At 66.0% G+C, this 26,304-nt stretch carries 21 protein-coding genes; 14 read left to right on the top strand and 7 right to left on the bottom strand.

Translation table 11 applies throughout. The annotated features are described in order from the left end of the window. Nucleotides 1–13 precede the first annotated feature (13 nt). Entirely contained in the window at nucleotides 14–1,372 is a 1,359-nt protein-coding gene (locus QX070_RS06135) for an aromatic ring-hydroxylating dioxygenase subunit alpha (RefSeq protein WP_315735965.1), read from the bottom strand. Between the two features lie 211 nt (nucleotides 1,373–1,583). On the opposite strand from QX070_RS06135, the gene QX070_RS06130 reads away from it, so the two are divergent. The 4 genes from QX070_RS06130 to QX070_RS06115 all read left to right on the top strand — a co-directional run bounded on the left by QX070_RS06130 (nucleotide 1,584) and on the right by QX070_RS06115 (nucleotide 4,753). Then, nucleotides 1,584–2,384, top strand: coding sequence for an IclR family transcriptional regulator C-terminal domain-containing protein (locus tag QX070_RS06130; RefSeq protein ID WP_315735963.1), 801 nt, complete (start codon nucleotides 1,584–1,586; stop codon nucleotides 2,382–2,384). A gap of 799 nt (nucleotides 2,385–3,183) precedes the next feature. Further along, nucleotides 3,184–3,885: an alpha/beta fold hydrolase gene (locus tag QX070_RS06125; protein ID WP_315735960.1), complete on the top strand. Its 702-nt coding sequence runs from the start codon at nucleotides 3,184–3,186 to the stop codon at nucleotides 3,883–3,885. Nucleotides 3,886–3,960: 75 nt separating this feature from the next. Continuing rightward, nucleotides 3,961–4,248 (top strand): hypothetical protein, encoded by a 288-nt coding sequence (locus QX070_RS06120; RefSeq protein WP_315735958.1) that lies wholly within the window; start codon nucleotides 3,961–3,963, stop codon nucleotides 4,246–4,248. Further along, nucleotides 4,235–4,753, top strand: a complete 519-nt coding sequence (locus QX070_RS06115) for a hypothetical protein (protein ID WP_315735957.1) — start codon at nucleotides 4,235–4,237, stop codon at nucleotides 4,751–4,753. The genes QX070_RS06120 and QX070_RS06115 overlap by 14 nt, the downstream gene beginning before the upstream one ends. An 18-nt stretch (nucleotides 4,754–4,771) precedes the next feature. Here the strand turns inward: QX070_RS06115 and QX070_RS06110 are convergent, their stop codons facing one another. Further along, nucleotides 4,772–5,371, bottom strand: coding sequence for a TetR/AcrR family transcriptional regulator (locus QX070_RS06110; RefSeq protein ID WP_315735954.1), 600 nt, complete (start codon nucleotides 5,369–5,371; stop codon nucleotides 4,772–4,774). Between the two features lie 196 nt (nucleotides 5,372–5,567). Here QX070_RS06110 and QX070_RS06105 point away from each other — a divergent pair, with 196 nt between their 5' ends. The 3 genes from QX070_RS06105 to QX070_RS06095 are packed head-to-tail and all read left to right on the top strand — an operon-like array spanning nucleotide 5,568 to nucleotide 9,371. Beyond that, nucleotides 5,568–6,062 (top strand): (2Fe-2S)-binding protein, encoded by a 495-nt coding sequence (locus tag QX070_RS06105; protein WP_315735952.1) that lies wholly within the window; start codon nucleotides 5,568–5,570, stop codon nucleotides 6,060–6,062. Next, entirely contained in the window at nucleotides 6,059–7,117 is a 1,059-nt protein-coding gene (locus QX070_RS06100) for a xanthine dehydrogenase family protein subunit M (RefSeq protein ID WP_315735950.1), read from the top strand. Before QX070_RS06105 ends, QX070_RS06100 begins: the two co-directional genes overlap by 4 nt. Further along, nucleotides 7,107–9,371 carry a xanthine dehydrogenase family protein molybdopterin-binding subunit gene (locus QX070_RS06095; RefSeq protein ID WP_315735948.1) on the top strand — a complete coding sequence of 755 codons (2,265 nt, stop codon included), beginning with the start codon at nucleotides 7,107–7,109 and terminating at the stop codon, nucleotides 9,369–9,371. The genes QX070_RS06100 and QX070_RS06095 overlap by 11 nt, the downstream gene beginning before the upstream one ends. A gap of 74 nt (nucleotides 9,372–9,445) precedes the next feature. On the opposite strand, the gene QX070_RS06090 is transcribed toward QX070_RS06095, so the two are convergent. Further along, on the bottom strand, nucleotides 9,446–11,434 hold the full coding sequence (locus tag QX070_RS06090) for a methyl-accepting chemotaxis protein (protein ID WP_315735946.1): 1,989 nt from the start codon (nucleotides 11,432–11,434) through the stop codon (nucleotides 9,446–9,448). A gap of 287 nt (nucleotides 11,435–11,721) precedes the next feature. On the opposite strand from QX070_RS06090, the gene QX070_RS06085 reads away from it, so the two are divergent. The 6 genes from QX070_RS06085 to QX070_RS06060 all read left to right on the top strand — a co-directional run bounded on the left by QX070_RS06085 (nucleotide 11,722) and on the right by QX070_RS06060 (nucleotide 22,126). Continuing rightward, nucleotides 11,722–12,033, top strand: coding sequence for a hypothetical protein (locus QX070_RS06085; RefSeq protein ID WP_315735943.1), 312 nt, complete (start codon nucleotides 11,722–11,724; stop codon nucleotides 12,031–12,033). Nucleotides 12,034–12,252: 219 nt separating this feature from the next. Next, nucleotides 12,253–12,987, top strand: coding sequence for a porin family protein (locus tag QX070_RS06080; protein WP_315735941.1), 735 nt, complete (start codon nucleotides 12,253–12,255; stop codon nucleotides 12,985–12,987). A gap of 243 nt (nucleotides 12,988–13,230) precedes the next feature. Then, on the top strand, nucleotides 13,231–15,369 hold the full coding sequence (locus QX070_RS06075) for a HAMP domain-containing methyl-accepting chemotaxis protein (protein ID WP_315735938.1): 2,139 nt from the start codon (nucleotides 13,231–13,233) through the stop codon (nucleotides 15,367–15,369). Between the two features lie 191 nt (nucleotides 15,370–15,560). Beyond that, complete coding sequence (locus tag QX070_RS06070; protein ID WP_315735936.1) at nucleotides 15,561–16,619, top strand: MBL fold metallo-hydrolase; 1,059 nt, start codon at nucleotides 15,561–15,563, stop codon at nucleotides 16,617–16,619. A gap of 209 nt (nucleotides 16,620–16,828) precedes the next feature. Next, nucleotides 16,829–18,058: a 5-aminolevulinate synthase gene (gene hemA / locus QX070_RS06065; RefSeq protein WP_315735934.1), complete on the top strand. Its 1,230-nt coding sequence runs from the start codon at nucleotides 16,829–16,831 to the stop codon at nucleotides 18,056–18,058. Nucleotides 18,059–18,607: 549 nt separating this feature from the next. Further along, a complete protein-coding gene (locus QX070_RS06060) occupies nucleotides 18,608–22,126 on the top strand; it encodes a PAS domain-containing hybrid sensor histidine kinase/response regulator (RefSeq protein WP_315735932.1) in 3,519 nt (1,172 codons plus the stop codon). Nucleotides 22,127–22,186: 60 nt separating this feature from the next. Here QX070_RS06060 and QX070_RS06055 read toward each other — a convergent pair whose 3' ends face one another. The 4 genes from QX070_RS06055 to QX070_RS06040 form a co-directional block, all read right to left on the bottom strand. Then, the gene (locus QX070_RS06055; protein WP_315735929.1) at nucleotides 22,187–22,348 is read right to left on the bottom strand and encodes a hypothetical protein; all 162 of its coding nucleotides are present in this window, start codon (nucleotides 22,346–22,348) and stop codon (nucleotides 22,187–22,189) included. Nucleotides 22,349–22,501: 153 nt separating this feature from the next. Next, nucleotides 22,502–22,957, bottom strand: coding sequence for a ribose 5-phosphate isomerase B (gene rpiB / locus QX070_RS06050; RefSeq protein ID WP_315737011.1), 456 nt, complete (start codon nucleotides 22,955–22,957; stop codon nucleotides 22,502–22,504). A gap of 98 nt (nucleotides 22,958–23,055) precedes the next feature. Continuing rightward, nucleotides 23,056–23,415: a hypothetical protein gene (locus QX070_RS06045; protein WP_315735927.1), complete on the bottom strand. Its 360-nt coding sequence runs from the start codon at nucleotides 23,413–23,415 to the stop codon at nucleotides 23,056–23,058. 155 nt (nucleotides 23,416–23,570) lie between these two features. Beyond that, nucleotides 23,571–24,152 carry an Imm21 family immunity protein gene (locus QX070_RS06040; RefSeq protein WP_315735925.1) on the bottom strand — a complete coding sequence of 194 codons (582 nt, stop codon included), beginning with the start codon at nucleotides 24,150–24,152 and terminating at the stop codon, nucleotides 23,571–23,573. A 426-nt stretch (nucleotides 24,153–24,578) separates the two neighbouring features. On the opposite strand from QX070_RS06040, the gene QX070_RS06035 reads away from it, so the two are divergent. Beyond that, the gene (locus tag QX070_RS06035; protein ID WP_315715219.1) at nucleotides 24,579–25,955 is read left to right on the top strand and encodes an IS30 family transposase; all 1,377 of its coding nucleotides are present in this window, start codon (nucleotides 24,579–24,581) and stop codon (nucleotides 25,953–25,955) included. Nucleotides 25,956–26,304: the final 349 nt, after the last annotated feature.

Raw genomic sequence — 26,304 nt, 5'->3', positions numbered from 1 at the left:
CGGAGCAAAGTAGCTACTCCGCCGCGCTCAGATGCGGGGCCAGCCGAATGATATCCGCCGGCACCGGCGGGGCCCAGGGGGCGTTGCGGCGGCGGCGGACGTCGACTTCCATCCAGTAGGTCTCCCAGCCGCGCGTCGGCCCGATGCCGTCCATCGTCGCCGGGCCCTGCACGCTGCGGGCCTCCGCGGCATCGAGGAACAGCATCGGCAGCTCGCCGCGCGCGATCGTCTCGATCTGCTCGCGCAGCAGACGGCGGTATTGGATGATGGCCTTGTCGGATTGCCCGAGATGCTCGCGGGTGCGGTCCTGGATCCGGCCCATCGACTCCACCGCCCACTGGTCGTGCACGTTGATGTCGTTGCCCATCCCGGTGTAGGTCGCGGTCGCCTGCTCCTGAGGATCGAAGCCGTAGTCGTTGCTCTTGTTCTTGCGCGAGCGATAGTCCGGCAGCTCATAGAGCTCGAGCCGCTGCGCCCGCATCTTCGCCCGGTCGACCGGCGCGCCATAGCTGGTGAAGATCGCGTACCAGTAGCAGGTCTCGTCATCGACCGGCACGTGCCACTGCGTGATCGTCATCTCCGTGCTCATCGGAATCACGAAGGCATGCGGGAACAGCTGATTGGTGACCCGCACATGGGTGCGCTCGGCATCGATCTCGCGCAGCGCGATGATGCGCAGCCCGTATTCAGTGCGCTCGACATTGATGATCGGACGATCATATTCGCGCAGCACCTTGGTCATCGGCAGCTCGCTGTCGGCGGAGGCGCCGCGGAACTGCTTGCCATAGGCGGTCGACGTATCCTCGTCCTCGAAGAAGCGGTGCAGGAACGAGGCATGCGCCGGGTCGATGCCGACCTCCAGCGCCTGCAGCCAGTTGCATTCGATCAGGCCCTTGAAGGCGAAGGTGTAGGCGTCGGGCGCGGTGAAGCAGTCGAGGTCCGGGAACGCCGGGGCTGTGCCATCGCCGAGCCAGGCCCAGAGGAGGCCGCCCTTCTCGACCACGGGATAAGCGCGCTGCCTGACGTTCTTGCACAGCGGCGAGCCGGCCGGTTCGGCCGGCGTCTCCAGACAATTGCCGTCGGCGTCGAACAGCCAGCCATGGAAGGCGCAACGCAACCCGCCGTTCTCCAGCCGTCCGAAGGCGAGATCTGCGCCGCGATGCGGGCAATCGCGATCAAGTAGTCCGTAGCGGCCCTGCGCATCCTTGAAGAGCACGAAGTCCTGACCGAGCAGCTTCACCGCGCGCACCGGCCGCTCGCCCGCGAGCTCATCGACCAGCGCGGCCGGCTGCCAGTACATCCTCATTAGTTTACCGGCGGGCGCGCCGGGTCCGACGCGCGTGATCAGGTCGTTTTGCTCCTGGCTCATCATGATGGCCGTCTCTCCTGTTCCGTCGCAAGTCGGGCGTTGAGCGTCACGCGATCATCTAATAATGTTCGCTAGACGAACACATGTTCGCCCAGATTAGATTCGCTTTAAGTGGGGAGAAGCGCAAGTGAAAAAGCTACAACCGAAGCCGAGGGGCCAACGGACTGCAGCTTCACTGCGGCCGAAAACAACAACAGCGGATCATGTCAGGCCGATGCCGAAACTGAAGCGCACTGATGAGGAGAAGAAGCAGGCTCGGGGCGACGGTCCCGAGTTCGTGGAAGCGCTCGATCGCGGCCTGCGGGTGATACAAGCCTTCAGCCGCGAGGGCCGCCCGATGACGCTGAGCAAGGCCGCGGAACTCACCGGCCTCGCCCGCGCCACGGTGCGACGGATTCTGCTGACACTGAAGGCCTCCGGCTTCGTCCATGGCGACGATCGGCTGTTCTCGCTGACGCCGCGCGTGCTGCTGCTGGCCTCCAGCTATCTCGCCTCCAACCAGATCAACAGCGTGATGCAGCCGTTGATGGACAACACGGCCGGCGAGGCGCGCGAGGTCTGCTCGCTCGCCGTCCTCGACGGCGAGACGGTCGTCTTCATCGCGCGCGCGACGTCGACGCGGATGTTCTCGACCGGGCTCGAAATCGGCTATCGGCTGCCGGCGTTCTGCACGTCGGTCGGCCGCGTGTTGCTGAGCCGGATGCCGGACGATCAGTTGCGCCAGGCCGTCGAGCGCATGACGCTGACCGAGATGACGCCGCAGACGATCACCGACAAGGAAGCATTGCTCGCGTCGATCATCGCCGTCCGTGACGACGGTTACTCGCTCGTCGACGGTGAGGCGGAGCTGGGTTTCCGCTCGATTTCAGTGCCGATTCGCCGCTATGACGGCGGCATCATCGCCGCCGCCAACATCGGCGGCCACGTCGATCGCATCGGCGTCGACGAGATGAAGGAGCGCTTCCTGCCGCTGCTGAAGAAGCTCGCAGCCACGGCGCAGCCACTGCTCGTCTGATCGTCGGGGAGAGGCCTCGGCCGCTGGCGCGCTGGCTCTCGCTCGCGCATCAGGTCACACCACCGCAACCTTCGCATCGAACTCGCGGCCACGAGCGCCGCTGCTCCATCCGGCAGCGACATCGCCGAGAGGCATCGTCGCGCCGCTGATCGAGCACGTCGTCCCGCCCCTCGCTGCATCGCGGATCGGCGCACTCGCCGTTCTCGTGAGAGCCGGACTTCGCGCGACAATCGTTCCGATGTCATCACCGACAGCGCGGTGCTACCAACTCATCGCCGCAACAGGACGAGAGAGCCGGCCATCGCCGGCCACGTGAAGTTACCGGCCGCGCGAACTAATCGTTGTGGTCGCAGGCCTTGCGACGCCGCGGCCCACGCCCATTACGTGATATTATCGTGACGCCCGACCCTGTTTGCCACGATTGACGATCCATCCTGGTATCATCGCGCTGCGTGCGATGGTGGCATGATCCGGAGCGGAAGTAGTTCGACCTCCGCCTCGCGCGCGGATTGCGGACGACGCCACCAGATTGCCGCGAATGGCGCCGCAATCACGAAAGCCAAAGGCGCCGCGGCCCAAGCGGCATCGCGTGCGACCCGATCACTGCGTCCGTCCGGCCATACGCCGTCGCGAAGAGGCGCAGGATGAGCCAGGGCAAGGCTGGGGACGAGGTCGTCGCCCCGGGACGGCGGGCGCGAAGCGGAGCACATCGTTGGACATCGGCCGCCTCACGCGCGTAAATGGCATGCCGGGTGGAAAACACCCGGACCAGGTGAACGCCGTTTCCGGGGGAAGACCCATGACTGATGCGCTGCCGCTCGTGCTGGTGCCTGGACTGATCTCGTCGCCCCGCATCTATGCGCCTGTCATCCCCGCGCTGTGGCGGCTCGGGCCGGTGATGGTGGCCAACCACGTCCGCGATGACAGCATGGCCGCGATCGCGCGCCGCATCCTGGCCGAGGCGCCGCCGCGCTTCGCGCTCGCGGGACATTCGATGGGCGGCTACATCGCTTTCGAGATCATGCGCCAGGCGCCGGAGCGCGTGGGCCGGCTGGCGCTGATCAACACCCAGGCGAGGCCCGACACGCCGGAGGCGAGCGCGCGCCGCCGCACCATGATCACCCGCGCCAAGGAGGGCGACTATCACGGCGTGGTCGACGAGCTGTTCTCAGGCTTCGTCCATCCGTCGCGCCAGGACGATCCGCGGCTGCGCCAGCTGGTGCACGACATGGCCGAGGAGGTCGGCGTCATCGGCTTCGTCCGGCAGCTTACGGCCATCATGTCGCGTCCGGACTCGCGGCCGACATTGACCGCGATCCGCTGCCCGACCCTGGTGCTGACCGGCGACACCGACAACACCATTCCAAACAGCCTGTCGAAGGAGATGGCCGACGGCATCGACGGCAGCTGGCTGGTCGTGCTGGAGAATTGCGGTCACCTGCCGCAGCCCGAGCAGCCGGAGGAAACGGCGCAGGCGCTGATGGAGTGGCTCAGGGGGTGAGATCGCCAATGAGCCATATGAGACTCCGCACGCTGGCCGGTGGCAACTCACCGGAATGCAGCGTATATTGCGACAATGCTGGATAACGCCAAAATCGCCAAGATCGCCCGCGAGGTCGCCACTGCGAATCTGAGCAGCTCCGCCGCGGTAACAGACGTCACGACGGCGTCCTATGCGGACTCCGAAGGCCGTGACGCGCTGCGGATCACCATCGTATTGAGCCCCATCCAAGGGACCAACATCGAGGGAGAAGCAGTACTGGATACGCTGGTCCAGATCCAAGAGCAGCTCCAGGCCGCAGGCGAGGACCGTTTTCCGCTGATCGAATACGAGGCGGAGAACGAGGCCGTTGGCGATACTTAATCCGGAGCATCTGTTTCAGCAGGCTGAGCAGTTGATCGTTCCGCCTGCGGCGGGGCCACCACGGCAGGTGAACATCCGTCGCGCAATTTCGGCTGCGTACTATGGATTGTTTCATGCAACGCTCATCGCCGCTGCAGATCAATTCGTTGGCAAGACGAAACAAGGGACACCTTCATACGCCCTCGTCTATAGAGCCGTGGATCATCGAGACCTCCGATTGCTATGCGAGGAGATCAAAAAGTCGAAGCTCTCCGCCAAATATCTCCCGTTTGCGCCCTCTGGAGGCTTTGGAGCAAACCTTCAAGCGTTCGCATTCGCTGTCCTGGAGCTGCAAGAGAAGCGCCATGAAGCCGACTATAATCCGATGATCCGCGTCAAAACCCTGGATGCGCAGCTCGCCATCAGAATGGCGAGAGCTGCATTGGCGAGCTTCGAAGCCGCTCGCGTCCAAAACCAGGAAACTTTCCTGACATTGTTGACGTTGTTGCTATTCCCGCCCCGCTGAGCCAGGACGGAAAGCCAACTACGCTTCGCTGACTCTTCCCGTCCCCACCCTCAACCCGTCCACGAACACATCGAGCAGCCGCAGCACGCTCTGCTGCCAGCCGGTCTGATCGTGCATGTAGCACATGCCGATCAGCGCACGCAGGACGTCGTCGGCGCTGATGTCGCTGCGAATCTCGCCGGCCTGGACGGCCCGCGACAGCAGCGCGCCGATCGCGCGGGTGAGATGGCCGTGCGAATAGGCGGCGAGCTCGGAGTTCGCGTTCATGACGATCGCCAGTGCGGCCATCATGCCCTTCTTGGTGGCGACGAACTGCACCGTCGAGCGCAGCCAGCGCCGCAGCGCCTCGACCGGCGACGGCTCGCTCTTCAGCGCCTCGGCGAGCTCCGAGAGCTGCTCGACCTCGCGCCGGTACACCGCCTCGAACAGGTCCTCGCGGGTGGGGAAGTGACGATACAGCGTGCCGATGCCGACGCCGGCCTGGCGCGCCACCGCTTCCAGGCTGGCTTCGGCGCCGCCAGCGCTGAACACCGCCTTGGCGGCCTCCAGCACGCGCTCGCGATTTCGCTGCGCATCGGCGCGCGGCTTGCGCGGCCGCTCTTGTGGTTTCGTCTCCATCTCACCAGCTCTTGATGACGGACCGTTCATGTCCCCTTGCTAAACGGAGGAACCCTCCGTATAAATAGACCTGCCACCCGGGACAGCCAACTTTCCTGAGCTGTCGTCCCGCGGTCGCTGGATCTGGACGGACCATCGCCCGTAAGGCGGTGCCCGCTGCGATCCGATTAGGCCATCGCTTCGATCGGAACAACGCATGAATCGGACTGTCAGACTCACCGTCAACGGTGAGCCGCGAACGCTTGCGCTCGACGACCCCAGGGTCACCCTGCTCGACCTGCTGCGCGAGCGCCTCCACCTCACCGGCACCAAGAAGGGCTGCGACCGCGGCCAGTGCGGCGCCTGCACCGTCCTGGTCGACGGCCGCCGCATCAACTCCTGCCTGACGCTGGCCGTCAGCCTCGACGGCGCCGCGATCACCACCATCGAAGGACTTGCTCAAGGCGACCAGCTGCACCCGGTGCAGGCGGCGTTCATCGATCATGACGCCCTGCAATGTGGCTTCTGCACGCCGGGCCAGATCATGAGCGCGGTCGGGCTCATCAACGAAGGCCAGGCGGGCTCCGATCCCGAGCGCGTGCGCGAAGGCATGAGCGGCAATCTATGCCGCTGCAGCGCCTATGTCGGTATCGTCGAGGCGGTGCTCGACGCGCAGGCGACGCTCTCTGATACGAAGGAGCGCGCGGCATGAACCGGTTCGACTATGTGAAGCCGTCGAGCGTCGCCGAAGCGATTGCCGCCGCCGGCGCACCCGGCGCCGCCTATCTCGCTTCGGGCACCAACCTGCTCGATCTGATGAAGGGCAATGTCGTCCGGCCGGCGCGGCTGGTCGACATCTCGCATCTCGCCGAGCTCACGCGCATCGAGACGCTCGGCAATGGCGATGTCAGGATCGGCGCGCTGGTGCGCAATGCCGATCTCGCGCATGATTCAGGCTTCGCGCGCGACTTTCCGGCGGTGGCGGAAGCGCTGCTGTCCGGCGCCTCGGCGCAATTGCGCAATGCGGCCACCGTCGGCGGCAATCTGCTGCAGCGGACGCGGTGCGCCTATTTCTACGACCCGGCGTCGGCCTGCAACAAGCGCACGCCTGGCGCCGGCTGCGACGCCCGCGGCGGCGACAACCACCAGCACGCTGTGCTGGGCTGGAGCGAGGCCTGCATCGCCACCAATCCCTCCGACTTCTGCGTGCCGCTGGCGGCGTTCGATGCCGTGGTTGAGATCGAAGGCAAAGCGGGCCGGCGCGAGGTCGCGCTGGAGGCGCTGCATCTGTTGCCCGGCAGCACGCCGGAGCGCGAGAGCGTGCTCGCGCCGGGCGAGATGATCGTCGCGGTCCGGCTGCCCGCGGCGTCGCGCGCGTTCGCCAGGCACGCGCGCTATCTGAAGGTCCGCGAGCGCAATTCCTACGCGTTCGCGATCGTCTCGGCGGCAGCCGGTCTCGTGATCGAGAACGGCAGCATCAAGCAGGCGCGCCTGGCGCTCGGCGGCGTCGCTGCCAAGCCATGGCGTGCCCACCAGGCCGAAGCGCTGCTCGCAGGACAGCCCGCGGATGCGCACCTGTTCGAACGCGCCGCCGAGGCGGCGCTGCACGACGCAAAGCCCTCCGGCGACAACGCCTACAAGATCCCGCTCGCGCGCAGCCTGATCGTGCGCGCGCTTGCCGCCGCGGCCCACGGCACGCCGTCGCGCATGCCGGCGTTGCCGGCCTCTCCCTTCTCCTCCGTTCCAGGAGTGCTTCATGACGCCTGAGCTCAATCTCTCCCGCGATCCCGCCCATATCAGACACGGCTCCAACATCGGCCAGTCGCTGTCGCGCGTCGATGGCCGCGCCAAGGTCACCGGCACGGCACGCTACGCCGCCGACAACAATCCGCCCGGCCTGCTCTATGCCGTGCTCGCCGTCTCCAGCATCGCGCGCGGCCGCGTCGTCGCGCTCGACGTCGAAGCCGCCAAGGCGCATCCCGGCGTGGTCGAGGTGATGACCTCCGCCAACCGGCCGCCGCTGCACGCCGATCCCGACGGCAAGCCTAATCCGTTCGCGTTCCGGTTCGAGGCGCTGCAGAACGATCGCGTGCGCTACGCCAACCAGCCGATCGCGCTCCTCGTCGCCGAGAGCCTGGAAGCAGCGACCGAAGGCGCCGCTCTGCTGTCCCCGCGCTACGAAGTCGAGCCGGCCCGCATCGGGCTCGACGCCAGCGACGCCTACGTGCCGCCTGTGGTCGGCATGGGATTTCCTGCCGAGAGCTACCATGGCGATGTCGAGGCCGCGCTGGCGGGCAGCGACAGGCAGATCACCGCGACCTATGAGACCCCGGCGCACTATCACAACGCGATGGAGCCGCATGCGATCGTCGCCGAATGGCAGGGCGATCGCCTCGTCATCGACACGCCGACCCAGGGCCTCGTGATGATGCGCGGGCGCCTCGCCGAGCTGTTCGGCATCGCGCCGGAGAGCATCCTGATCCGCAGCCCCTATCTCGGCGGCGGCTTCGGCGGCAAGGGCCTCATCGCGGGACCGCAGATCCTCGGCATCCTCGCCGCGAAGCTGACCGGACGTCCGGTGAAGCTCGTGGTGCGCCGCGAGCAGCTCTACGGTCCGTTCGGCCATCGCTCGCCGACCCGGCAGACGTTGCAGCTCGGCGCAAGCGGCGCGGGACAATTGTCGGCGATCCATCATCACGCGCGGATCGCGACCTCGAGCTTCGAGGATTTCTACGAGGCGGCGGCGCATGTCACGCACACGCTGTATACCGCGCCGGCGATCGCGACCACCTATGACGCGGTGCGCATGGACACCGGCACGCCGCTGTTCGTGCGCGCGCCCGGCATCGCGCCGGGCTCGATCGCGCTGGAAAGCGCCGTCGACGAGATGGCCGAGGCCTGCGGCCTCGATCCGCTCGCCTTCCGGGTCAAGAACTACGCCGAGGTCGAGCCGGCCACCGGCAAGCCGTTCTCGTCCAAGGCGCTGCGCGAGTGCTACACGCAAGGTGCGGAGCGTTTCGGCTGGTGGGAGCGGCCGCTGAAGCCGCGCACGATGCGCGACAAGGACGGCTTCCTGGTCGGCTGGGGCATGGGCACGGCGACGTTCCATGCGCTGATGTTCGCAGGCCAGGCGCGCGCGGTGATCCGGCGCGATGGCAGCGGCGTGGTGGAGAGCGGCGCGCACGACATGGGCCAGGGCGCGTGGACCGCGTTCGCACAGATCGCCGCGGATTCTCTCGCGCTCGATCTCGACCAGGTCACGTTCAAGGCCGGAACGTCGGATCTGCCGGATGCCGGCATCGCCGGCGGCTCGGCCCACACGGCGACCGTGGGCACCGCGATCCACAATGCGGGAGCCGCGGTCATCGCGAAGCTTGCCGGGCTTGCGACGGCGGATGAGCGCTCGCCACTGTTCGGCGCCGGCAATGCCGGCGTGATCGCTCGCAACGGGCGGCTGCTGCGGCGCGACGATGACAGCCGCGGCGAGAGCTATGCCGACATCCTGGCCCGCGCCGGTCTCGCCGAGATCGAGGGCTCCGGCTCAGGCGTGCCCGATCCCGCCGCCAACGAGCAGTACGCGATGAGCTCGCATGGCGCTGTCTTCGCCGAGGTCAAGGTCGATCCCGATCTCGGCCAGGTCAGGGTGACCCGCATGGTCGGCGCGTTTGCGGCCGGGAGGATCATCAATCCGAAGCTGGTGAACAGCCAGCTCATCGGCGGCATGATCTGGGGCATCTCGCTGGCGCTGCACGAGGAGGCCGTCACCGACCGGCGCAGCGGCCGCATCATGAACGCCAATCTCGGCGAGTATCATGTCCCGGTGAATGCCGACGTCCCGGCGATCGAGGCGTTCACGGTCGAGGAGCACGATCCGTTCGTCAACCCGCTCGGCATCAAGGGCGTCGGCGAGATCGGCATCACCGGCTCCGCCGGGGCGGTGGCCAACGCGGTGGCGCATGCGACCGGCATTCGGATCAGGCGCTTCCCAGTGCGGATCAGCGACCTGGTCTCGCGCCAATGACGATGGCGCGTTGAGGACCGGCACGAAGCCTCCGTTCTCTTGGCCGAGAGCGGAGGCAAGCGACGGCGCTCCGTCTACGCCGCCTGCCGTGCGAAGGTCCGCCTGAACCACGCCAGAAACGCCTCGCGATTCTGGCCGGGGTCGAACTCGACATGCAGCGCGTCCTTGTCACGGGCGCGGACCCGATATTGCACGTGGCCGTCGAAGCCGCTGAACTCCATGACACCGCGATCGCCGATGCCCGGCTCGGGATCGAACCTGATCCAGGCGCCGCCTTCGGAAATATCCACCAGATCGGCCTTCACCACGCCCTTGCGATCGTCGACGACCTTGATCGACAGGCTCGACTTCAACCGCGGCGACTGACGGCGATCGGCTTCGGCGGTCGCCGTCCTGACGGCCTTCACCAGCGTGGCACGGAGCGAGGTCAGGCCCGTTGCCACGGAGCCGATGGCGTTGCGCACCTCGGCGGCCCGATCGTTGACCATGCCGGCATCCCTGCCGACATTGCCGATCTTGGACGACACATCGCGCGCCGCGCTCGCCGACGACCGGACCGAGCGGCTGATCTCCTGGGTCGCCGCGTGCTGCTCCTCCATCGCCGCGGCGATCGAGGCCGCGACCTCGTCGATCTCGGAAATCTGGCTGCCGATGCCTTCGACGACGTCGACGGTCGCCTGCGTGGTGGTCTGCACCTCGCCGATCAGGCGCGAGATCTCCTCGGTCGATTTGGCGGTCTGATCCGACAGCGATTTGACCTCGGCCGCAACCACGGCAAAGCCGCGGCCGGCATCGCCGGCGCGCGCGGCCTCGATGGTGGCATTGAGCGCCAAAAGGTTGGTCTGCTCGGCGATGCCGCCGATCAGGTTGGAGACCTCGGCGATCTTGTCCACGGCCGCGGACAAGGAGAGCATCGTGTTCTTCGCCTTCTCGCGCTCCGTCACCGCCGATTTGGTGATCGTGCTGGCGCGCGCCACCTGGCTCGAGATCTCGCGGATCGCCGAGCTCAGTTGCTCGGCTGCCGACGAGACCGTCTGGGCATTGGAGAGCGACTGCTCCGAGGCTGCGGCCACCGATTGCGCGTCGGTCGACAGTTCCTCGGCCAGTTTCGAGAGGCCTGCGGCGACGGCCTCGACCTGGCGCGATGCGCCGGCCGCAGCTTCGACGGACGTCTCGGTCTCGCGCTCGATCACGTCGGCCATGTCGAGCATGGCGCGCTTCTTATGCTCCTCGGCGGCCAAACGGTCGCGCTCCTGCTTGTCGCGCAGGCTCGCATTCTCCAGCGCGTTGGTCTTGAAGATGCTCAGCGCGCCCGCCATCGCGCCGATCTCGTCGCCGCGTTCCGAATAGGAAATGTCGGCCGACAGATCGCCCTCGGCGATCCGCCGCATCAGGCCGGTCATGCGCGACAGCGGACGGACGACGCCGATCACCAGCCCCGACATGCCGGCGACGACCAGAGCCAGAACGATGCCGGACACGGTCCACACGACGATGGAGATGCTGCGATCCTGGGTCGCCGCCGTGGCCTCCATGTCCGCATTCAGCTTGTTCGCCTTGTCGACCAGCGTATCGATCACCGCGCGGTGGGCGGCGTAGGCTTCGGCCAGCCGGGCATAGGCGGCATCGGCCTTCGCCATGTCGCCGGAGCGCAGCGCCGGGATCAACTCGGCTTCCAGGGCCTGCCAGAATTTCTGGACCTCACCGTCCGATCGTTCGACCAGCAGCGACTTCAGATCAGGCTGCAGCGCCGAGCCGATCCAGAACGTCTTGCGATCCTCATAGTCCTTCTTCAGCTGCGAGAGCTTACTGACATGCGTGTCGAGATCCTTCGGCGTCCGGAGTGCGAGGGTCGCCTCGAGATAGGCCTCGAGCACATATTCAGGCGGCGGCAGGATGTCGGCCACCAGATCATTGCCGAGCTTGATCTTGTCGTAGAGGGGCCCGCCGACCTTGAGCTCGCGCAGCGCATAGGCGCTGGTCAGCACGACCGCACCGAAGCCGAGTGCGAGCACAAGGCCAAAAGCCGCAATGAACGTGGAAATGGAGAGACGCATCTTCATGTCGGCGGCACATTTCGCTGGAGGGTGGACTGCACCCGCCGTCGCCCCGCCGGAGCCCTCTCCGCTCGCTTGCATGGAGCTGGTCCGTCCGGAACGACCGGCATCGAGTCGTCAATTTGATCAGCGTGCACAACCTTTTCTCAGGGTAAGGTAAATTTCCGCCCCCGTAGAAATGCGGTCCGGCCCGACTCGATCGGGGGACGCAGGCGCTCTGCCCACTATGACCTGGCGCAAGGCGGCGGGAGGCGGATCTGCGAACATCCGCGCACCGCCGCTCAGGAGCCACCATGTCGAAACCCATCCCGGACAAGGCCGAGATCGCGCTCGAATATCCCGACAAGTTCTATGCCGGCACGTTCGAGCATTCCTCGCGGTTCGAAGCCCATCTCGAATCATCTGGCCTGGCATTGACCCTGGAGCGCCCCGGCCCCGAGGACGTCCGCAAATCGATCCATATGCATCTGAACTTTGGACTGCTCGCCGCGATCCTTCACGAGCTCGCCGCCGGCATCGCTTCGATGCCCAAGGACGACATCATTCATCGCGAGCAGCTGCGCGACGCAGTCGCGGCCTTGCATCGAGCTCTTAACGCGCCTTAACCAGTTGTGCCGCGACGGCACAGCAAGGCCCGGCGTCAGCTCCTGCTCCAGCCTTCGTTAGTGCATTGCTAACTACGCCAGAGCCTTTGCCCGCAGAAGGTCGGGTTGGAGGCCAGTGTGCTGCGCGAGTGACAGCATTTTATTCGAAAGCGATCTATCTCCGATCCATCGACGGCGCGCGCTGCGCGAGCCTTGTTAGTTGAGTATCGGAGACCCGCCATGAAGAAGATCCTGTTCGCAACCGTTGCAGTCGCCGCGCTGGCCTCGGCCCAGTCCGCTGTCGCCGCCGATCTCGGCGCCCGGACCTATCCCTACGCCACCAAGGCGCCGCCGGCCTATGCCGCTCCGATCTACAACTGGACCGGCTTCTATCTCGGCGCCCATCTCGGCGGCGCGTTCTCCAGCGACAACAACTTCTCCGGCCTCGCCACCGGCAACAACTCCAACGGCCGCTTCCTGGGCGGCGTGCAGGTCGGCGCCGACTGGCAGTTCGCACCGACCTGGGTGATCGGCGCCGAGGGCCAGTACAGCTGGCTGAGCGGCAGCGTCGGCGCCGCCTTCCCTGGCGGCCTCGTCTACACCAACAGCCAGCGCGGCCTCGGCTCGATCACCGGCCGCTTCGGCTACACCTGGGGTCCGGGCCTGCTCTACGTGAAGGGCGGCTACGCCTATTCCGACAACAACGAGAAGGTGACGTTCGCCGGCACGCCGGTCGGCTTCGCAACCAACGGCGACCACCGCAACGGCTGGACCGTCGGCGGCGGACTCGAATACATGTTCGCGCCCAACTGGTCGGCCAAGGCCGAGTATCAGTACTACAATTTCGGCAGCGCCACCTTCACGGCGCCCGCCGCGCTGGTCCCGACCGGCAGCTTCACCACCGACGACCACACCTTCAAGGCTGGCGTGAACTACCGCTTCAACTGGGGCGCTCCGCTCGCGGCCCGCTACTGATCCGCAGGCGTCAAATAACAACAAACGACGGGAAGGCCGGCAGCGATGCCGGCCTTTTCTGTCATAGGTTATCGAAAGCGCGGCCCAACAATCCTTTCCGTCCTGTTAAATGCCGCACGGTGAAATGCGAAAATGCGAGAAAACTCAGCACTGCCCGAGTAGTTTCCCGGATTTGTTAACCGCCCGCCGCGATACTGCCTGCAAGCAACAGCTCCAAGTAGTGCATATCGGGGGACACCAGAGATGGCGATTCGGTTCAGCTTCAGCAGGGTGCTCGGAGTCCTGCGACCTGGATGGGGCGTCCGCGGCAGCCTGTTCGCAGCCTTCGCAGTGATCGCCGGCATGGCGATCGCGATCAGCGTCGCTGCGGGACTGATGCTGCGACACGTCGGCGGCACCATGGTCGAGCTCTCGGACCGCGAGATTCCGCGCCTGACCTCGAGCCTGCAATTGCTGGCGCAGAGCTCCGGCCTGGCCAGCCTCGGCCCGGCGCTGCTGCAGTCCCAGAGCGAGGACGCGCTCAACGATCGCCTGAAGAAGATGCAGGAGATCCAGAAGACCACGCAGGAGCGCCTGAGCGAGATCAGCGCGCTCGGCGCCGCGAAAAGCGTGGTGGCGCCGCTCGCGGAGACCATCAAGAACATCAACGAAGCCAATCAGAGCCTGGTGTCGGCCGCACGCGAGCGGCTCGAAGTGGCGGCCCTGCACAACAAGCAATATGACGCGCTGCGCAAGGCGCAGGCGGACTTCACTGCCGCCGCCAACGAGCCGATGCTAGATGCCCAGACGCAGCTCAACGCCGTGCTCGGCGCAGCCGAGGTGTCGGCAGACGATGCAACGGCGGCCGCACGGTTCGTCGAACAGCTCGGCAACGTGATCGCGTCCGGCAACCTGCTGGTGGCGCAGATGGCTGCCGCGCTCTCGGCCAACGACAGCGACACGCTGGAGACGATCGAGCGGCAGTTCAAGGAGGCGCTGGCGCAGCTCAAATCCAATCTCGAATTGCTGCCGACCGGCCGCAGCACCAAGGCAATCCACGATGCCGCGCTGAAGCTCGCCGCACTCGGCGAGGGCAAGGCCCGCGTGTTCAAGACGCGCGAGAAGGAGCTCGACGCCAACGATTACGGGCAGACCGTGCTGGAGGAGACGCGAAAGCTCAATGTCGGTCTCGACATCAGCGTGCAGCAGCTCGTCGAAGGCGTGCGCAAGTCGACCGAAAGCGCCACCAGCACGGCGGGCCGTGACATCGAGCTGGCAACGCTCGGCATGGCCGGTGCCGGCGCAGCCACGCTGCTCGGCTCGGTGCTGTTCGTCTGGCTCTATGTCGGCGGCAACATCCTGCGCCGGATCAAGCGGCTGCAGCAGGCGATGCAGACGCTGTCGAGCGGCGATCTCGGCACCGAGATTGCGGCCTCGAAGCAGCGCGACGAGATCGGCGCGATGGTCGACACCCTGCAGGTGTTCCGCGACAACATGGTCCGTGCCCGTACCCTGGCCGCCGAGCAGGACCGCGAGAATGCCGCCAAGGCCGAGCGCGCCGCGCGCATGGAGGCCCAGATCGCCACGTTCGAGGCGACGGTGCGCAGCGCCCTCGGCACGCTGCAGAACTCCGCCACGGCCATGCAGGCGACCGCGCAGAGCATGTCGCAGACCGCCGACCAGTCCAACTCGCTGGTCAATGCGGTCGCGGCGGCTGCCGAGGAGACCTCGGTCAACGTCCAGACCGTGTCGGCCGGCACCGAGCAATTGTCGTCGTCGATCGCGGAGATCAGCCGCCAGGTCGTGACCTCGGCCCAGATCGCCAAGAAGGCGGTCGAGGAAGCCGGCGCCACCGACTCGACGATGCAGGGACTCGCCGACAATGCGAGCCGCGTCAGCGTCGTCGTCGACCTGATCCAGGCGATCGCCTCCCAGACCAACCTGCTCGCGCTCAACGCCACCATCGAGGCGGCGCGCGCGGGCGAGGCCGGCCGCGGCTTCGCGGTGGTCGCGCAGGAGGTGAAGAGCCTGGCGAGCCAGACCGCCAAGGCCACCGACGAGATCCGCACCCAGATCGCAGGCATGCAGCAGGTCGCCTCGTCGGCCGTGTCGGCGATCCGCAACATCGGCGAGACCATCGCCGAGATCGACAACGTCACCACCGCGATCGCCGCCGCCGTCGAGCAGCAGGGCACCGCGACGCACGAGATCGCCCGCAACATCCAGCAGGCGGCCTCCGGCACCACCGAGGTCTCCAACAACATCACCGGCGTCTCCAGCGCCTCGGCCCAGGCCGGCACCTCCGCCAACGAGGTGCTCAGCGCCTCGGAGGCGCTACGCCGCGAGGCCGACACCTTGCGCGCCGAGGTCGATTCGTTCCTGACCAACATCCGGGCGGCGTAGTTGCTACTCGCCGGTCATTCCGGGTTCGAGGCCTGCGGCCTCGCCCCGGAATGATGGGGGCGTGGCGAAGCAGAAGGCGTCGAGGCAGGTCATGCTGGCGCGACCCGAAGCACCTTCCGTACCCCGGAATGCCGTCCTGCCATGTGTTTTTCGGCTGGCGCTCGCCCGCAGCGGCCGTTAATCGATGAGGCATGACGAAGACAGACACCGTTCACTCCTCCGCCGAGGCCCTGCGCTATCCCTGGGAGCAGCATCCCGGTGAGGACCAGGTCGTCGAGGTCGCGCCCGGCGTGCTGTGGCTGCGCCTGAAGCTGCCGTTCCGCCTCAACCATGTGAACATCTATCTGCTCGCCGATGGCGACGGCTGGGTCGCGGTGGACTCAGGCTTCGGCAACGAGGAGTCGATCGCCGCCTGGACGCGGCTGCTCGATGGTCCGCTCAAACACGTCAAGATCAGCCGGCTGATCGTGACGCATTCGCATCCCGACCATGTCGGGCTCGCCGGCTGGATCGTCGAGCGCTTCAACTGCCCGCTGGTGATGTCGCAGGTCGAGTATCTGCAGTCGGTCTATCACCAGAACCGCGGCACCGAGGAGCGCCGCGATGCCCAGCGGCTGTTCTTCCGCCGCCACGGCATGGACGAGACCCTGACCGACAAGCTGCTCGGCCGCGGCCAGGAATATCTGCAGCGCGTCTCGGTGCTGCCGGCCTCCTACCGCCGCATCTCCCATGGCGACGAGATCCAGATCGGCAGCCGGCGCTTCAAGGTCATCACCGGCGGCGGCCACGCGCTCGACCAGGTCATGCTGTATTGTGCCGCCGACAAGCTGTTCCTGTCCGCCGACCAGGTGCTGAGCAAGATCTCGCCCAATGTCAGCGTCTGGGCGGTCGAGCCCGACCAGAACTCGCTCGGCGAATATCTGGCGTCGCTGGCGAGCCTCACCACCACCCTGCCCTATGACGTGCTGGTGCTGCCAGGCCATGGCGTGCCGTTCTACGGGCTGAAGACGCGCATCAAGCAGCTCGCCGACCACCACGAGGAGCGCTGCCGGATGATCGCCGACGCCTGCCGCGACGAGCCGAAAACCTCGGCGCAGCTCGTGCCGGTCGTGTTCCACAAGCACGTGCTCGACCCGCACCAGATGGGCTTTGCCGCCGGCGAGCTGATCGCCCACGTCAACTACATGCTGGTCGAGGGTCGGCTGACCGGCCAGGATGTCGACGGCGTGCTGCATTATCGCACCACCTGAGGCCGCGGAGCTGTGCCGCCGCCGCGTCGCCGCAATCCGGGCGCCGTTCGGCCGAGATCACTCCTCCCTTGGACAAATCGCCCAATTCCCGCCGTGGGATTCCGGCTCGACAGCCGCTCTGGAAACGCTCTAAGAAGACCTCACGCCACGCATGCCGCGAGGTCTTCACTTTAGATGCTGCACTGCAGCGCGCCAGTTCGGGTTTCGTGATGGACTACAGCCAGTACTTCAGTGCCGCCCTCGGTCGCCTGCATGATGAGCGTCGCTACCGTGTCTTCGCCGATCTCGAACGCATCGCCGGCCGGTTCCCGCATGCGACCTGGCACTCGCCGAGCGGACCACGCAATGTCGTGATCTGGTGCTCCAACGACTATCTCGGCATGGGCCAGCACCCGAAGGTGGTCGGCGCGATGGTCGAGACCGCGACCCGCGTCGGGACCGGCGCCGGCGGCACCCGCAACATCGCCGGAACCCATCATCCCCTGGTGCAGCTCGAGGCCGAGCTCGCCGACCTCCACGGCAAGGAAGCGGCGCTGCTGTTCACCTCCGGTTATGTCTCCAACCAGACCGGCATCGCCACGCTCGCCAAGCTGATCCCCGACTGCCTGATCCTGTCGGACGCGCTGAACCACAATTCGATGATCGAGGGCGTGCGCCAGTCCGGCTGCGAGCGCCAGATCTGGCGCCACAACGATCTCGCCCATCTCGAACAGCTCCTGATCGCCGCCGGTCCTAACAGGCCGAAGCTGATCGCCTGCGAGAGCCTGTATTCGATGGACGGCGACGTCGCGCCGCTGGCGGCGATCTGCGATCTCGCCGAGCGCTACAATGCGATGACCTATGTCGACGAGGTGCACGCGGTCGGCATGTACGGCCCGCGCGGCGGCGGCATCGCCGAGCGCGACGGCGTCATGCACCGCATCGACATCCTCGAAGGCACCCTCGCCAAGGCGTTCGGCTGCCTCGGCGGCTACATCGCCGCGAAGGGCGAGATCATCGACGCCGTGCGCTCCTATGCGCCGGGCTTCATCTTCACGACCGCGCTGCCGCCGCCGATCTGCTCGGCCGCCACGGCTGCGATCAAGCACCTGAAATCGTCGAGCTGGGAGCGCGAACGCCACCAGGACCGCGCCGCTCGGGTGAAGGCGATCCTCAACGCCGCCGGCCTGCCGGTGATGACCAACGACACCCACATCGTGCCGCTGTTCGTCGGCGATCCCGAGAAGTGCAAGCAGGCCTCCGACCTGCTGCTGGAAGAGCACGGCATCTACATCCAGCCGATCAACTACCCGACCGTCGCCAAGGGCGCCGAGCGTCTGCGCATCACGCCCTCGCCCTATCACGACGACGGCCTGATCGACCGCCTCGCCGAAGCCCTGCTGCAGGTCTGGGAACGGCTGGGCCTTTCGCTGCACAAGAAGGCGATGGCGGCGGAGTAGCCCTTCGTAGCCCGGGTGAGCGCAGCGACACCCGGGTTCGCCTCGGCAGCTCATAGGACCCCGGATATCGCTCCGCTCATCCGGGCTACGCGCGCCCGCGGCTGAGCTGGCTACGCGATCACCTCACGCGCCACTGCGCTCCCCTCCCCCTTGCGGGGAGGGGTCGGGGGTGGGGGTCCACGAGTCCCGCTCTCCATGAGACAGCCTGAGCTCTCTAAAGGAGCGAAGAGTCCAGCTGCTGACGATAAGGCCGAGGCGCGCGTCTAATTCAATTCAGTGCCCGGGGCCCCCCACCCCCAACCCCTCCCCGCAAGGGGGAGGGGAGCTGACCGGCCACGCCGCGAGACACGGGCTCAGATCGTCACGACTCCACCGATCCGTCTGGATATGGAACGGACCGCCGCCGTCGAAGCGATACATCGCGCCGCCCTTAACGACGCCTCCTCGTTCCCTGCGTCCCTCGCCACATCCCTATCGCCCCGCCTCTCGCAAAGCGCTAAGTTCGCAGCCAATTCACGGGGCGCAGCGATCGAGGAGTTCGCGAAGGCCATGCTGCATGACTGGGGCGTGATCGCAGCCGCGTTCGGCTACATCGGCTTCCTGTTCCTGGTCGCCAGCCGCGGCAACCGGGCCGGAGAGCGGCGGCCGGCGGAAAGCCGTGGCCGGCTGGCTGGGCTGATCTACCCGCTGTCGCTGGCGATCTACTGCACCTCCTGGACCTTCTTCGGCTCGGTCGGCTTCGCCTCGCGCACCAGCGTCGACTTCCTCGCGATCTATCTCGGGCCGATCCTGATGGTCGGCGCCTGCACGCCGCTGCTGCGCCGGGTGATCCAGCTCGCCAAGTCGCAGAACATCACGTCCGTGGCCGACCTGATCGGCGCCCGCTACGGCAAGAGCCAGGCGGTCGCAGCAACGGTGGCGCTGATCGCGATCATCGGCTCGGTGCCCTACATCGCGCTGCAGCTCAAGGCCGTCGCCTCGTCGCTGCAGACCATCCTGATCGACGACCGCGCCTTCGCCCACATCCCGATCGTCGGCGACATGGCGCTGATGGTCACGCTCGCGATGGCCGTCTTCGCGGTGCTGTTCGGCACGCGACAGACCGACGCCACCGAGCATCAGCATGGCCTGATGCTGGCGGTCGCGACCGAGTCGATCATCAAGCTCGTCGCCTTCATCGCCGCCGGCGCCTTCGTCACCTTCTGGATGTTCTCGCCGGTCGAGCTGATCGAGCGCGCGATGAAATCGCCGGAGGCCGAGCGCGCGCTGGAATATGTGCCGGGCATCGGCAATTTCCTCACCATGACCCTGCTGTCGTTCTGCGCCGCAATGCTGCTGCCGCGCCAGTTCCATGTCAGCGTGGTCGAGAACGCCGACGACGCCGAGGTGTCGCGCGCGCGCTGGCTGTTCCCGCTCTATCTGGTCGCGATCAATCTGTTCGTGATTCCGATCGCGCTCGCCGGCCTCGTCACCTTCCCGTTCGGCGCCGTCGACAGCGACATGTATGTGCTGGCGCTGCCGATCGAGGCCAATTCGCAATGGCTGTCGATCCTCGTCTTCGTCGGCGGATTGTCGGCGGCGACCGCGATGGTCATCGTCGAATGCGTGGCGCTGTCGATCATGGTGTGCAACGACATCGTCGTGCCGCTGGTGCTGCAGCGTCAGGAGCAGCGCGAGATCGGCCGCGACTTCGCGGGCTTCCTGCTCGGCACCCGCCGCATCGCGATCTTCGCCATCATGGTGATGGCCTATTTCTACTACCGCGCGCTCGGCAACACCCAGCTCGCCGCGATCGGTCTGCTGTCGTTCGCCGCCATCGCCCAGCTCGCGCCGAGCTTCTTCGGCGGTCTGTTCTGGCGGCGCGCGACCGCGCGCGGCGCCATGGGCGGCATGCTGGTCGGCTTCGCCGTCTGGCTCTACACGCTCTTCATCCCGAGCTTCCTGGACACCTCGACCGCGGGCATCCTGTTTCTCCAGCACGGCCCGTTCGGGCTGGAGGCACTCAGGCCGCAGGCGCTGCTCGGCACCGATCTGCCGCCGCTGCTGCATGGCGTGCTGTGGAGCCTGTCGCTCAATCTGTTGACCTACATCGTGCTGTCGCTGGCGCGGCAGCCGTCGTCGATCGAGCTCTTGCAGGCCGACATCTTCGTACCGGCCGAGCTGACGCCGAGTGCGCCGAGCTTCCGGCGCTGGCGCTCGACCGTGACGGTGCAGGACATCCAGAGCACGGTCGGCCAATATCTCGGTCCCGACCGCGCCCGCGCCTCGTTCGAGGCGTTCGCCGCCCAGCGCAACCTCCCGCTCGATCCGGCCGCGCCGGCCGATTTCGAGCTGCTGCGCCATGCCGAGCACCTGATCGCCTCCTCGATTGGCGCGGCGTCGTCGCGCCTCGTGATGTCGCTGCTGTTGCGCAAGCGCACGGTGTCGGCCAAGGCCGCCTTGAAGCTGCTCGACGATTCCCATGCCGCGCTGCATTTCAACCGCGAGATCCTGCAGACCGCGCTCAACCACGTGCGCCAGGGCATCGCGGTGTTCGACGCCGACCTGCAACTGATCTGCTCCAACGGCCAGTTCGTCGACCTGCTCGGGCTGCCGCCGGATCTGGTGCAGATCGGCAGCCCGTTGAAGGAAATCCTCGAATTCATGGGCACGATCGGCGCGCCGACCTATGAGGACAGCGAGGCGCTGCTGGCGCGCCGACTCGCCGCCTACACCACCGAGGGCGAGCCTTATCTGGAACGCCTCGCCGACCGCCACATGGTGATCGAGGTCCGCACCAACCGCATGCCGGATGGCGGCCTCGTCATCACCTTTACCGACGTGACGCCCTCGTTTGAGGCCGCCGAAGCGCTGGAGCGCGCCAATGCGACCTTGGAGAAGCGCGTGCGCGACCGCACCGAGGAGCTGACAAGGCTGAACTCGGAGTTGGCGCTGGCCAAGAGCGCCGCCGAGGACGCCAACATCTCCAAGACGCGCTTCCTCGCCGCCGCCAGCCACGACATTCTGCAGCCGCTGAACGCGGCGCGGCTCTACGTGACGAGCCTGGTCGAGCGGCAGACGGCGGGCGAGGATTCGCGCCTGGTCGAGAACATCGACGACTCGCTCGAGGCGATCGAGGAGATTCTCGGCGCGTTGCTCGACATCTCCCGGCTCGACGCCGGCGCGATGACGCCCTCGATCTCGAGCTTCAAGATGGCCGACCTGATGCGCTCGCTGGAGATCGAGTTCGCGCCGGCCGCGCGCGCCAAGGGTCTGGAGCTGGTGTTCGTGCCGTCGTCGCTGCCGGTCGAATCCGACCGCCTGCTGCTGCGCCGGCTGCTGCAGAACTTCATCTCCAACGCCATCAAGTACACGCCCAAGGGGCGCGTGCTGGTCGGCTGCCGCCGCCACGGCCAGTCGCTGCAGATCGGCGTCTACGACACCGGCGTCGGCATCCCCCCGGTCAAGCGCGGCGAGATCTTCAAGGAATTCCACCGCCTCGAGCAGGGCGCGCGGATCGCGCGCGGCCTCGGCTTGGGGCTGTCGATCGTCGAGCGCATCGCGCGTGTGCTCAATCACGGCATTGCGCTGGACTCGCGGCCCGGCCGCGGCTCGGTGTTCTCAGTGACGGTGCCGATCGCCAAGGCGATCAACCACACCGCCGCCGTCACCACCGCGACCCCGCTGGCAACGACGCCGATCGCGGGCGCCCTGATCGTCTGCATCGAGAACGATCCCGCGATCCTCGACGGCATGAAGACCCTGCTGACGGCGTGGGACGCCGAGGTGATCGCCGTCCCCGATCCGGAGTCCGCGGTGGAGGCGATCGCGGCACGCGACGGCGCCGTCACCGGCCTGCTCGTCGACTATCACCTCGACCGCGGCAACGGCATCGCCGCCATCCGCGACATCCGCCGCCGCTTCAATGAGGCGCTGCCCGCGATCCTGATCACCGCCGACCGCAGCCCCCACGTCCGCGCCGCCGCCCGCGACGACAACATCGCCGTGCTCAACAAGCCGCTCAAGCCGGCGTCGCTGCGGGCGTTGTTGGGACAGTGGCGGATCCAGCAGATGGTGGCGGCGGAGTAGTTCGCAAAGGCGCGGCTGCTCACCCGAAAAAGAGGCAGCCCCGACTGGCGAACAAAGGAATCAGAAAAAGGCGAGGCTCAAATCCAGCCCGTAGGTCTGGGTCAGTATCCATACGAAAAATAAAGCAGCGAAGAACAGCACCAGATGTCTGAGCAACTCGTCCTTTGCACCATCCGATGACTCGGAAAAAGCCCTCGAAAGAGCCCTGGCCATGGCAGTCATGTGCGACCTCTACCTCCCCCCGCTCAAAATAGGTCAAGACGAAGGGCTGAAAGGTTCACCAAGGCGGGAACGCTGACCCGCAGCAGCGCGGCGCACCTGGACCCGCCCTTTGGCTGTCGCAATTGCTGGTCCGTTCGCATTCAAGCGACGGCACTACGCCTCCAGTGCGGTGATCATGTCCACCCGCGTCACATGCCGGCCGCCCTCGAAATCCGCAGTTAGGAACGCGTCGACGATATCGAGCGCCAGCCCCTCGCCGACCACGCGCGCACCGATCGACAGCATGTTGGCGTCGTTGTGCTGGCGGATCATCCGCGCCGAGAAGGTGTCTGCGCAGACGCCGCAACGGATGCCCTTGACCTTGTTGGCAGCCATCATAATGCCCTGGCCGGTGCCGCGCAGGATGATGCCCAACCGGCAATCGCCGGAGGCGACGCGACGCGCGGCCGCTTCGCCATGCTTCGGATAATGCGTGCTCTCCGGCGTCGTCAGCCCGATATCGACCACCACCCAGCCTTTCAGCGAGAGATGAGCCGCAATGGCTTGTCGCAAGGGGATGGCAGCGTGGTCGCTGGAGAGGACGACGCGGCTGTGGCTGTCATGGAGCAGGCTTTCCTCGTTCCGGAGCAGGTTCGCGGCTCGAATGAGTCGGATTAGGTACTCGACGCACTGGATCCGAGATCAATCGGCAAATCTCTTCCCCCGCATTATTTTGCCAGCGACCTCAGCTTGTCGAGCCTCTCGCGCACCTCGCTCCCGTTGCGGTTCAGGATGGGCCCTGCAGATCCGGTCAGGAAGGTGATGTACGGATCTCGATCCTGCAGAAAGAAGATGTAATCAGCCCCCGCCAGGAGAGGGAGCGTGCAATTGCCGTATGCAAATGGCGCGCTCCTGACCTTTTCGTCGTCCGGCGGCTTTCCTTTGATCACCTCGATCGCTTGGGCCGAAGCTTCGATGATCTGCTTGTAGGCCCCCTTCATATCGTCTGGCGCGGCAATCTCCTGGACCGACGTGAGGTGTGCGACGAGGACCGCGGAGGCTTGCGAAAACAATTCCTCCTCGGTCACGAGCGGCTTCCGAGAGAGGGAAGAGCAAGCGGACCCAGGCGAGACATGCGCAAGCGATATCGTAATCAACGAGGCGACCAAGATCCGGCGGGGCATTGCGAACATCGAGCTGCTCCACTCTGGGGTGGGCATATAACATCCTCTTCAACGGCCGATCAACTGTCTGGGGCAGCCGCCTGTCTCCCAGCGGTCGGCAATCGGCTGATCCAGCCGATCTCGCGAACGACAATCGCCAGCCCGGTAGAGTGTTGATACGCTGCTCTCGCGAGATAGCGCCCTGGCCGCAACGCCAGTGTCAGATGATGGCTGCGCAGATCGTCACCTCGATCGGCTGAATCGATCAGATACATGACCCCGGACGCCCCCGTCTCGAATTCGAGTCGCTCAGCGTCCGGGCCATCGAGGTCGGCCCGCAGTTGCGGCGCCCTCAATGCAGGCTCAATCAGTCGCTCATCGTCGACCCCAATCCATTGAACGAGAACCCCTCGGTCTTCGCGATCATCGGCGTACCACGCCACATCACCGGCATCTCCGGACAAGATGACGGCCGCACCATTCCCGCAGACGATCGATCCCAGCCAGCCCGTCACCCTGCACGCACGCGCATAGTCGCTCTGATCTTCAGGGTCTTCATGGCTACTCCATCCCTCGATGCCCCGCCAACGCGACAGTTGCTCAGCGGGGATCAGCACGTGAGGGCCACGGGTCGTTTCAATCCAGGTGCGGGTGCGTGACATGCGGCTAATGATAGCAGATGCGTCTACTCTTGGACCAACAAAGCTCGGCAGCTATTCGAGCCGAAACGAGGCCCCCCCCCGCGAATTGAGTTTCTTTTTTCCAGAAATCATGCTACGAGTCGCGCCATCCCGTGCCCGCCATGAGGGGCGCTTCGCGATCGTCACGAACGTGGGGCGCGGGATGCGGTGGGCGCGTCGGGTCGCAGCGTGCTTTGGCATGCCGACGAACGATCCGGCGCGCACGGTCAAGCCGTGTGGTCCTGGCATCCCGTTGCTGATGCCAAATCCGTGACGACGGTGTTGCGGATGACGGGGGCAAGAAAGCCGGTCCCCGAGGAGAGCGCGGAGCAGCCGTTAAAGCCATCGCGCAGGGAAGGCCGGGGGTGGATTCAATTGGTCGTCGCAACACTCGATGAGGAGGTTGCGATGGGCATTCGAAAGAAACGGTCAACGCGGGGCAAGCTGGGATCATTGGGGCGCCCACCAGTTGCGGGGCGTGCGGAACAGCAGAAATTTTGGCGTGGGATTGCCGCTGGATTGAACAGCGAGAATGCTGCGCTGGCTGCTGGATTATCGGATGCTGTCGGCCCCCGATTATTTCGAAAAGCGGGCGGCGTGGCACCGGCAATGTTCCGACCTTCAGCGAAGCCGCTCTCCGGACGGCACCTCTCCTTTTCTGAGCGCGAAGAGATTGCGCTGCTGAATGCGCAGCGCCATTCTGTACGAGAGATAGCACGGCGCCTCAATCGGTCTCCCTCGACCATCTCCCGTGAACTCGATCGCAATGCAGCCACGCACGGCGGCAAGATGGCCTATCGGGCGACGGCCGCCCAGTGGCATGCAGATCGATCGGCCCGGCGTCCTAAGCCGAGCAAGCTTGCAAGCAACGCCGCCTTGCGCGCTTATGTTGAAGAGCGGCTTGCAGGGTTTGTCGCGCCTCCAGGCGGCGTTCGGCGGAAGGCCGGTCGTGCGGGCTCTAGCCAGGATCAGGGGTGGACGAAAGCGTGGAGTCCCGAGCAGATTGCCCGGCGCTTGCCGATCGACTTCCCGGATGACGAGGCGATGCGCATCAGCCACGAAGCCATTTACCAGGCGCTTTTTGTTCAGGGCCGAGGAGCGCTGAAACGCGAGTTGTCGTCCTGTTTGCGAACGGGACGTGCGCTGCGCGTGCCCCGAGCGCGTACGCGGAAGCGCAGCAAAGGCTTCATATCGCCGGAGATCATGATCAGTGAGCGTCCGGCCGAAGTCGCGGATCGAGCTGTGCCGGGACATTGGGAAGGAGATCTGATCGTCGGCTCCGCCAGCTCGGCAATCGGCACGCTGGTCGAACGCAGCACGCGGTTTACAATGCTCCTGCACCTTCCACGGTTGCCGGGGTTTGACGACGGCCCACGTACGAAGGATGGGCCTGCGCTCTCCGGACACGGAGCTGAAGCGGTACGCGATGCGATCACGCGCACCATCGTCACCTTGCCCAAAGAACTCCGCCGCTCGCTAACCTGGGATCAGGGGACCGAAATGGCTCAACACAGTGACCTCAAGATCGATACAGACCTTCAGATCTACTTCTGCGATCCAAGAAGCCCCTGGCAACGTGGCACGAACGAGAACACGAATGGCCTGCTGCGGCAGTACTTCCCGAAAGGTACCGATCTGAGCGTCTACGATGCTGACGAGATCGCCGCCGTGGCCGCAGCGCTCAATTCCCGACCGAGAAAGACGCTAGGATGGAAAACTCCAGCAGAGGCGCTTGACGAGCTGCTGTCACGAATGAAAACACTGGGTGTTGCGACCACCGCTTGAGCCCGCCGGGTGTTTCGGCCAGACCTGTGGTGACTGCCGCCTGCTTTTTTTCTGCAGGCGGGCCACGGGCGCGGCCAGCGCCCGGCCTTCCCTGCGCCCTCTGTCTTCAAGAGGGCCGATGATTGGCAAAGCTCGGACGCGCTGTGCGCCGCGAGGCCGTGAAGGTGTGTCGCGGGTGAAGCAGAAGGCGTGCGGAATGGACGCTGTCCACATACACTGCAAGGCGGCATCAAGCGCCGGCCAATCGCGTCTCCGGCAGACAGCTGCGGGGTATCGTCATTCCGGGGCGGCTCGCAGAGCCGAACCCGGAATCTCGAGATCCCGGGCCCCGTCCTTCGGACCATCCCGG

Origin of the sequence: Bradyrhizobium sp. SZCCHNR1093 (assembly GCF_032381175.1) — a bacterium.
Taxonomy (GTDB): Bacteria; Pseudomonadota; Alphaproteobacteria; order Rhizobiales; family Xanthobacteraceae; genus Bradyrhizobium.
The sequence above is the reverse complement of the archived record's forward strand: the minus strand, read 5'-3'. Positions and strand labels throughout refer to the sequence as shown.

Bases quoted from the DNA above. Each gene is read 5' to 3' on its own strand.
- QX070_RS06135 (WP_315735965.1), bottom strand. From the start codon at position 1,372: ATGATGAGCCAGGAGCAAAACGACCTGATCACGCGCGTCGGACCCGGC.
- QX070_RS06130 (WP_315735963.1), top strand. From the start codon at position 1,584: ATGCCGAAACTGAAGCGCACTGATGAGGAGAAGAAGCAGGCTCGGGGC.
- QX070_RS06125 (WP_315735960.1), top strand. From the start codon at position 3,184: ATGACTGATGCGCTGCCGCTCGTGCTGGTGCCTGGACTGATCTCGTCG.
- QX070_RS06120 (WP_315735958.1), top strand. From the start codon at position 3,961: ATGCTGGATAACGCCAAAATCGCCAAGATCGCCCGCGAGGTCGCCACT.
- QX070_RS06110 (WP_315735954.1), bottom strand. From the start codon at position 5,371: ATGGAGACGAAACCACAAGAGCGGCCGCGCAAGCCGCGCGCCGATGCG.
- QX070_RS06105 (WP_315735952.1), top strand. From the start codon at position 5,568: ATGAATCGGACTGTCAGACTCACCGTCAACGGTGAGCCGCGAACGCTT.
- QX070_RS06100 (WP_315735950.1), top strand. From the start codon at position 6,059: ATGAACCGGTTCGACTATGTGAAGCCGTCGAGCGTCGCCGAAGCGATT.
- QX070_RS06095 (WP_315735948.1), top strand. From the start codon at position 7,107: ATGACGCCTGAGCTCAATCTCTCCCGCGATCCCGCCCATATCAGACAC.
- QX070_RS06090 (WP_315735946.1), bottom strand. From the start codon at position 11,434: ATGAAGATGCGTCTCTCCATTTCCACGTTCATTGCGGCTTTTGGCCTT.
- QX070_RS06085 (WP_315735943.1), top strand. From the start codon at position 11,722: ATGTCGAAACCCATCCCGGACAAGGCCGAGATCGCGCTCGAATATCCC.
- QX070_RS06080 (WP_315735941.1), top strand. From the start codon at position 12,253: ATGAAGAAGATCCTGTTCGCAACCGTTGCAGTCGCCGCGCTGGCCTCG.
- QX070_RS06075 (WP_315735938.1), top strand. From the start codon at position 13,231: ATGGCGATTCGGTTCAGCTTCAGCAGGGTGCTCGGAGTCCTGCGACCT.
- QX070_RS06070 (WP_315735936.1), top strand. From the start codon at position 15,561: ATGACGAAGACAGACACCGTTCACTCCTCCGCCGAGGCCCTGCGCTAT.
- hemA (WP_315735934.1), top strand. From the start codon at position 16,829: ATGGACTACAGCCAGTACTTCAGTGCCGCCCTCGGTCGCCTGCATGAT.
- QX070_RS06060 (WP_315735932.1), top strand. From the start codon at position 18,608: ATGCTGCATGACTGGGGCGTGATCGCAGCCGCGTTCGGCTACATCGGC.
- QX070_RS06055 (WP_315735929.1), bottom strand. From the start codon at position 22,348: ATGACTGCCATGGCCAGGGCTCTTTCGAGGGCTTTTTCCGAGTCATCG.
- QX070_RS06040 (WP_315735925.1), bottom strand. From the start codon at position 24,152: ATGTCACGCACCCGCACCTGGATTGAAACGACCCGTGGCCCTCACGTG.
- QX070_RS06035 (WP_315715219.1), top strand. From the start codon at position 24,579: ATGGGCATTCGAAAGAAACGGTCAACGCGGGGCAAGCTGGGATCATTG.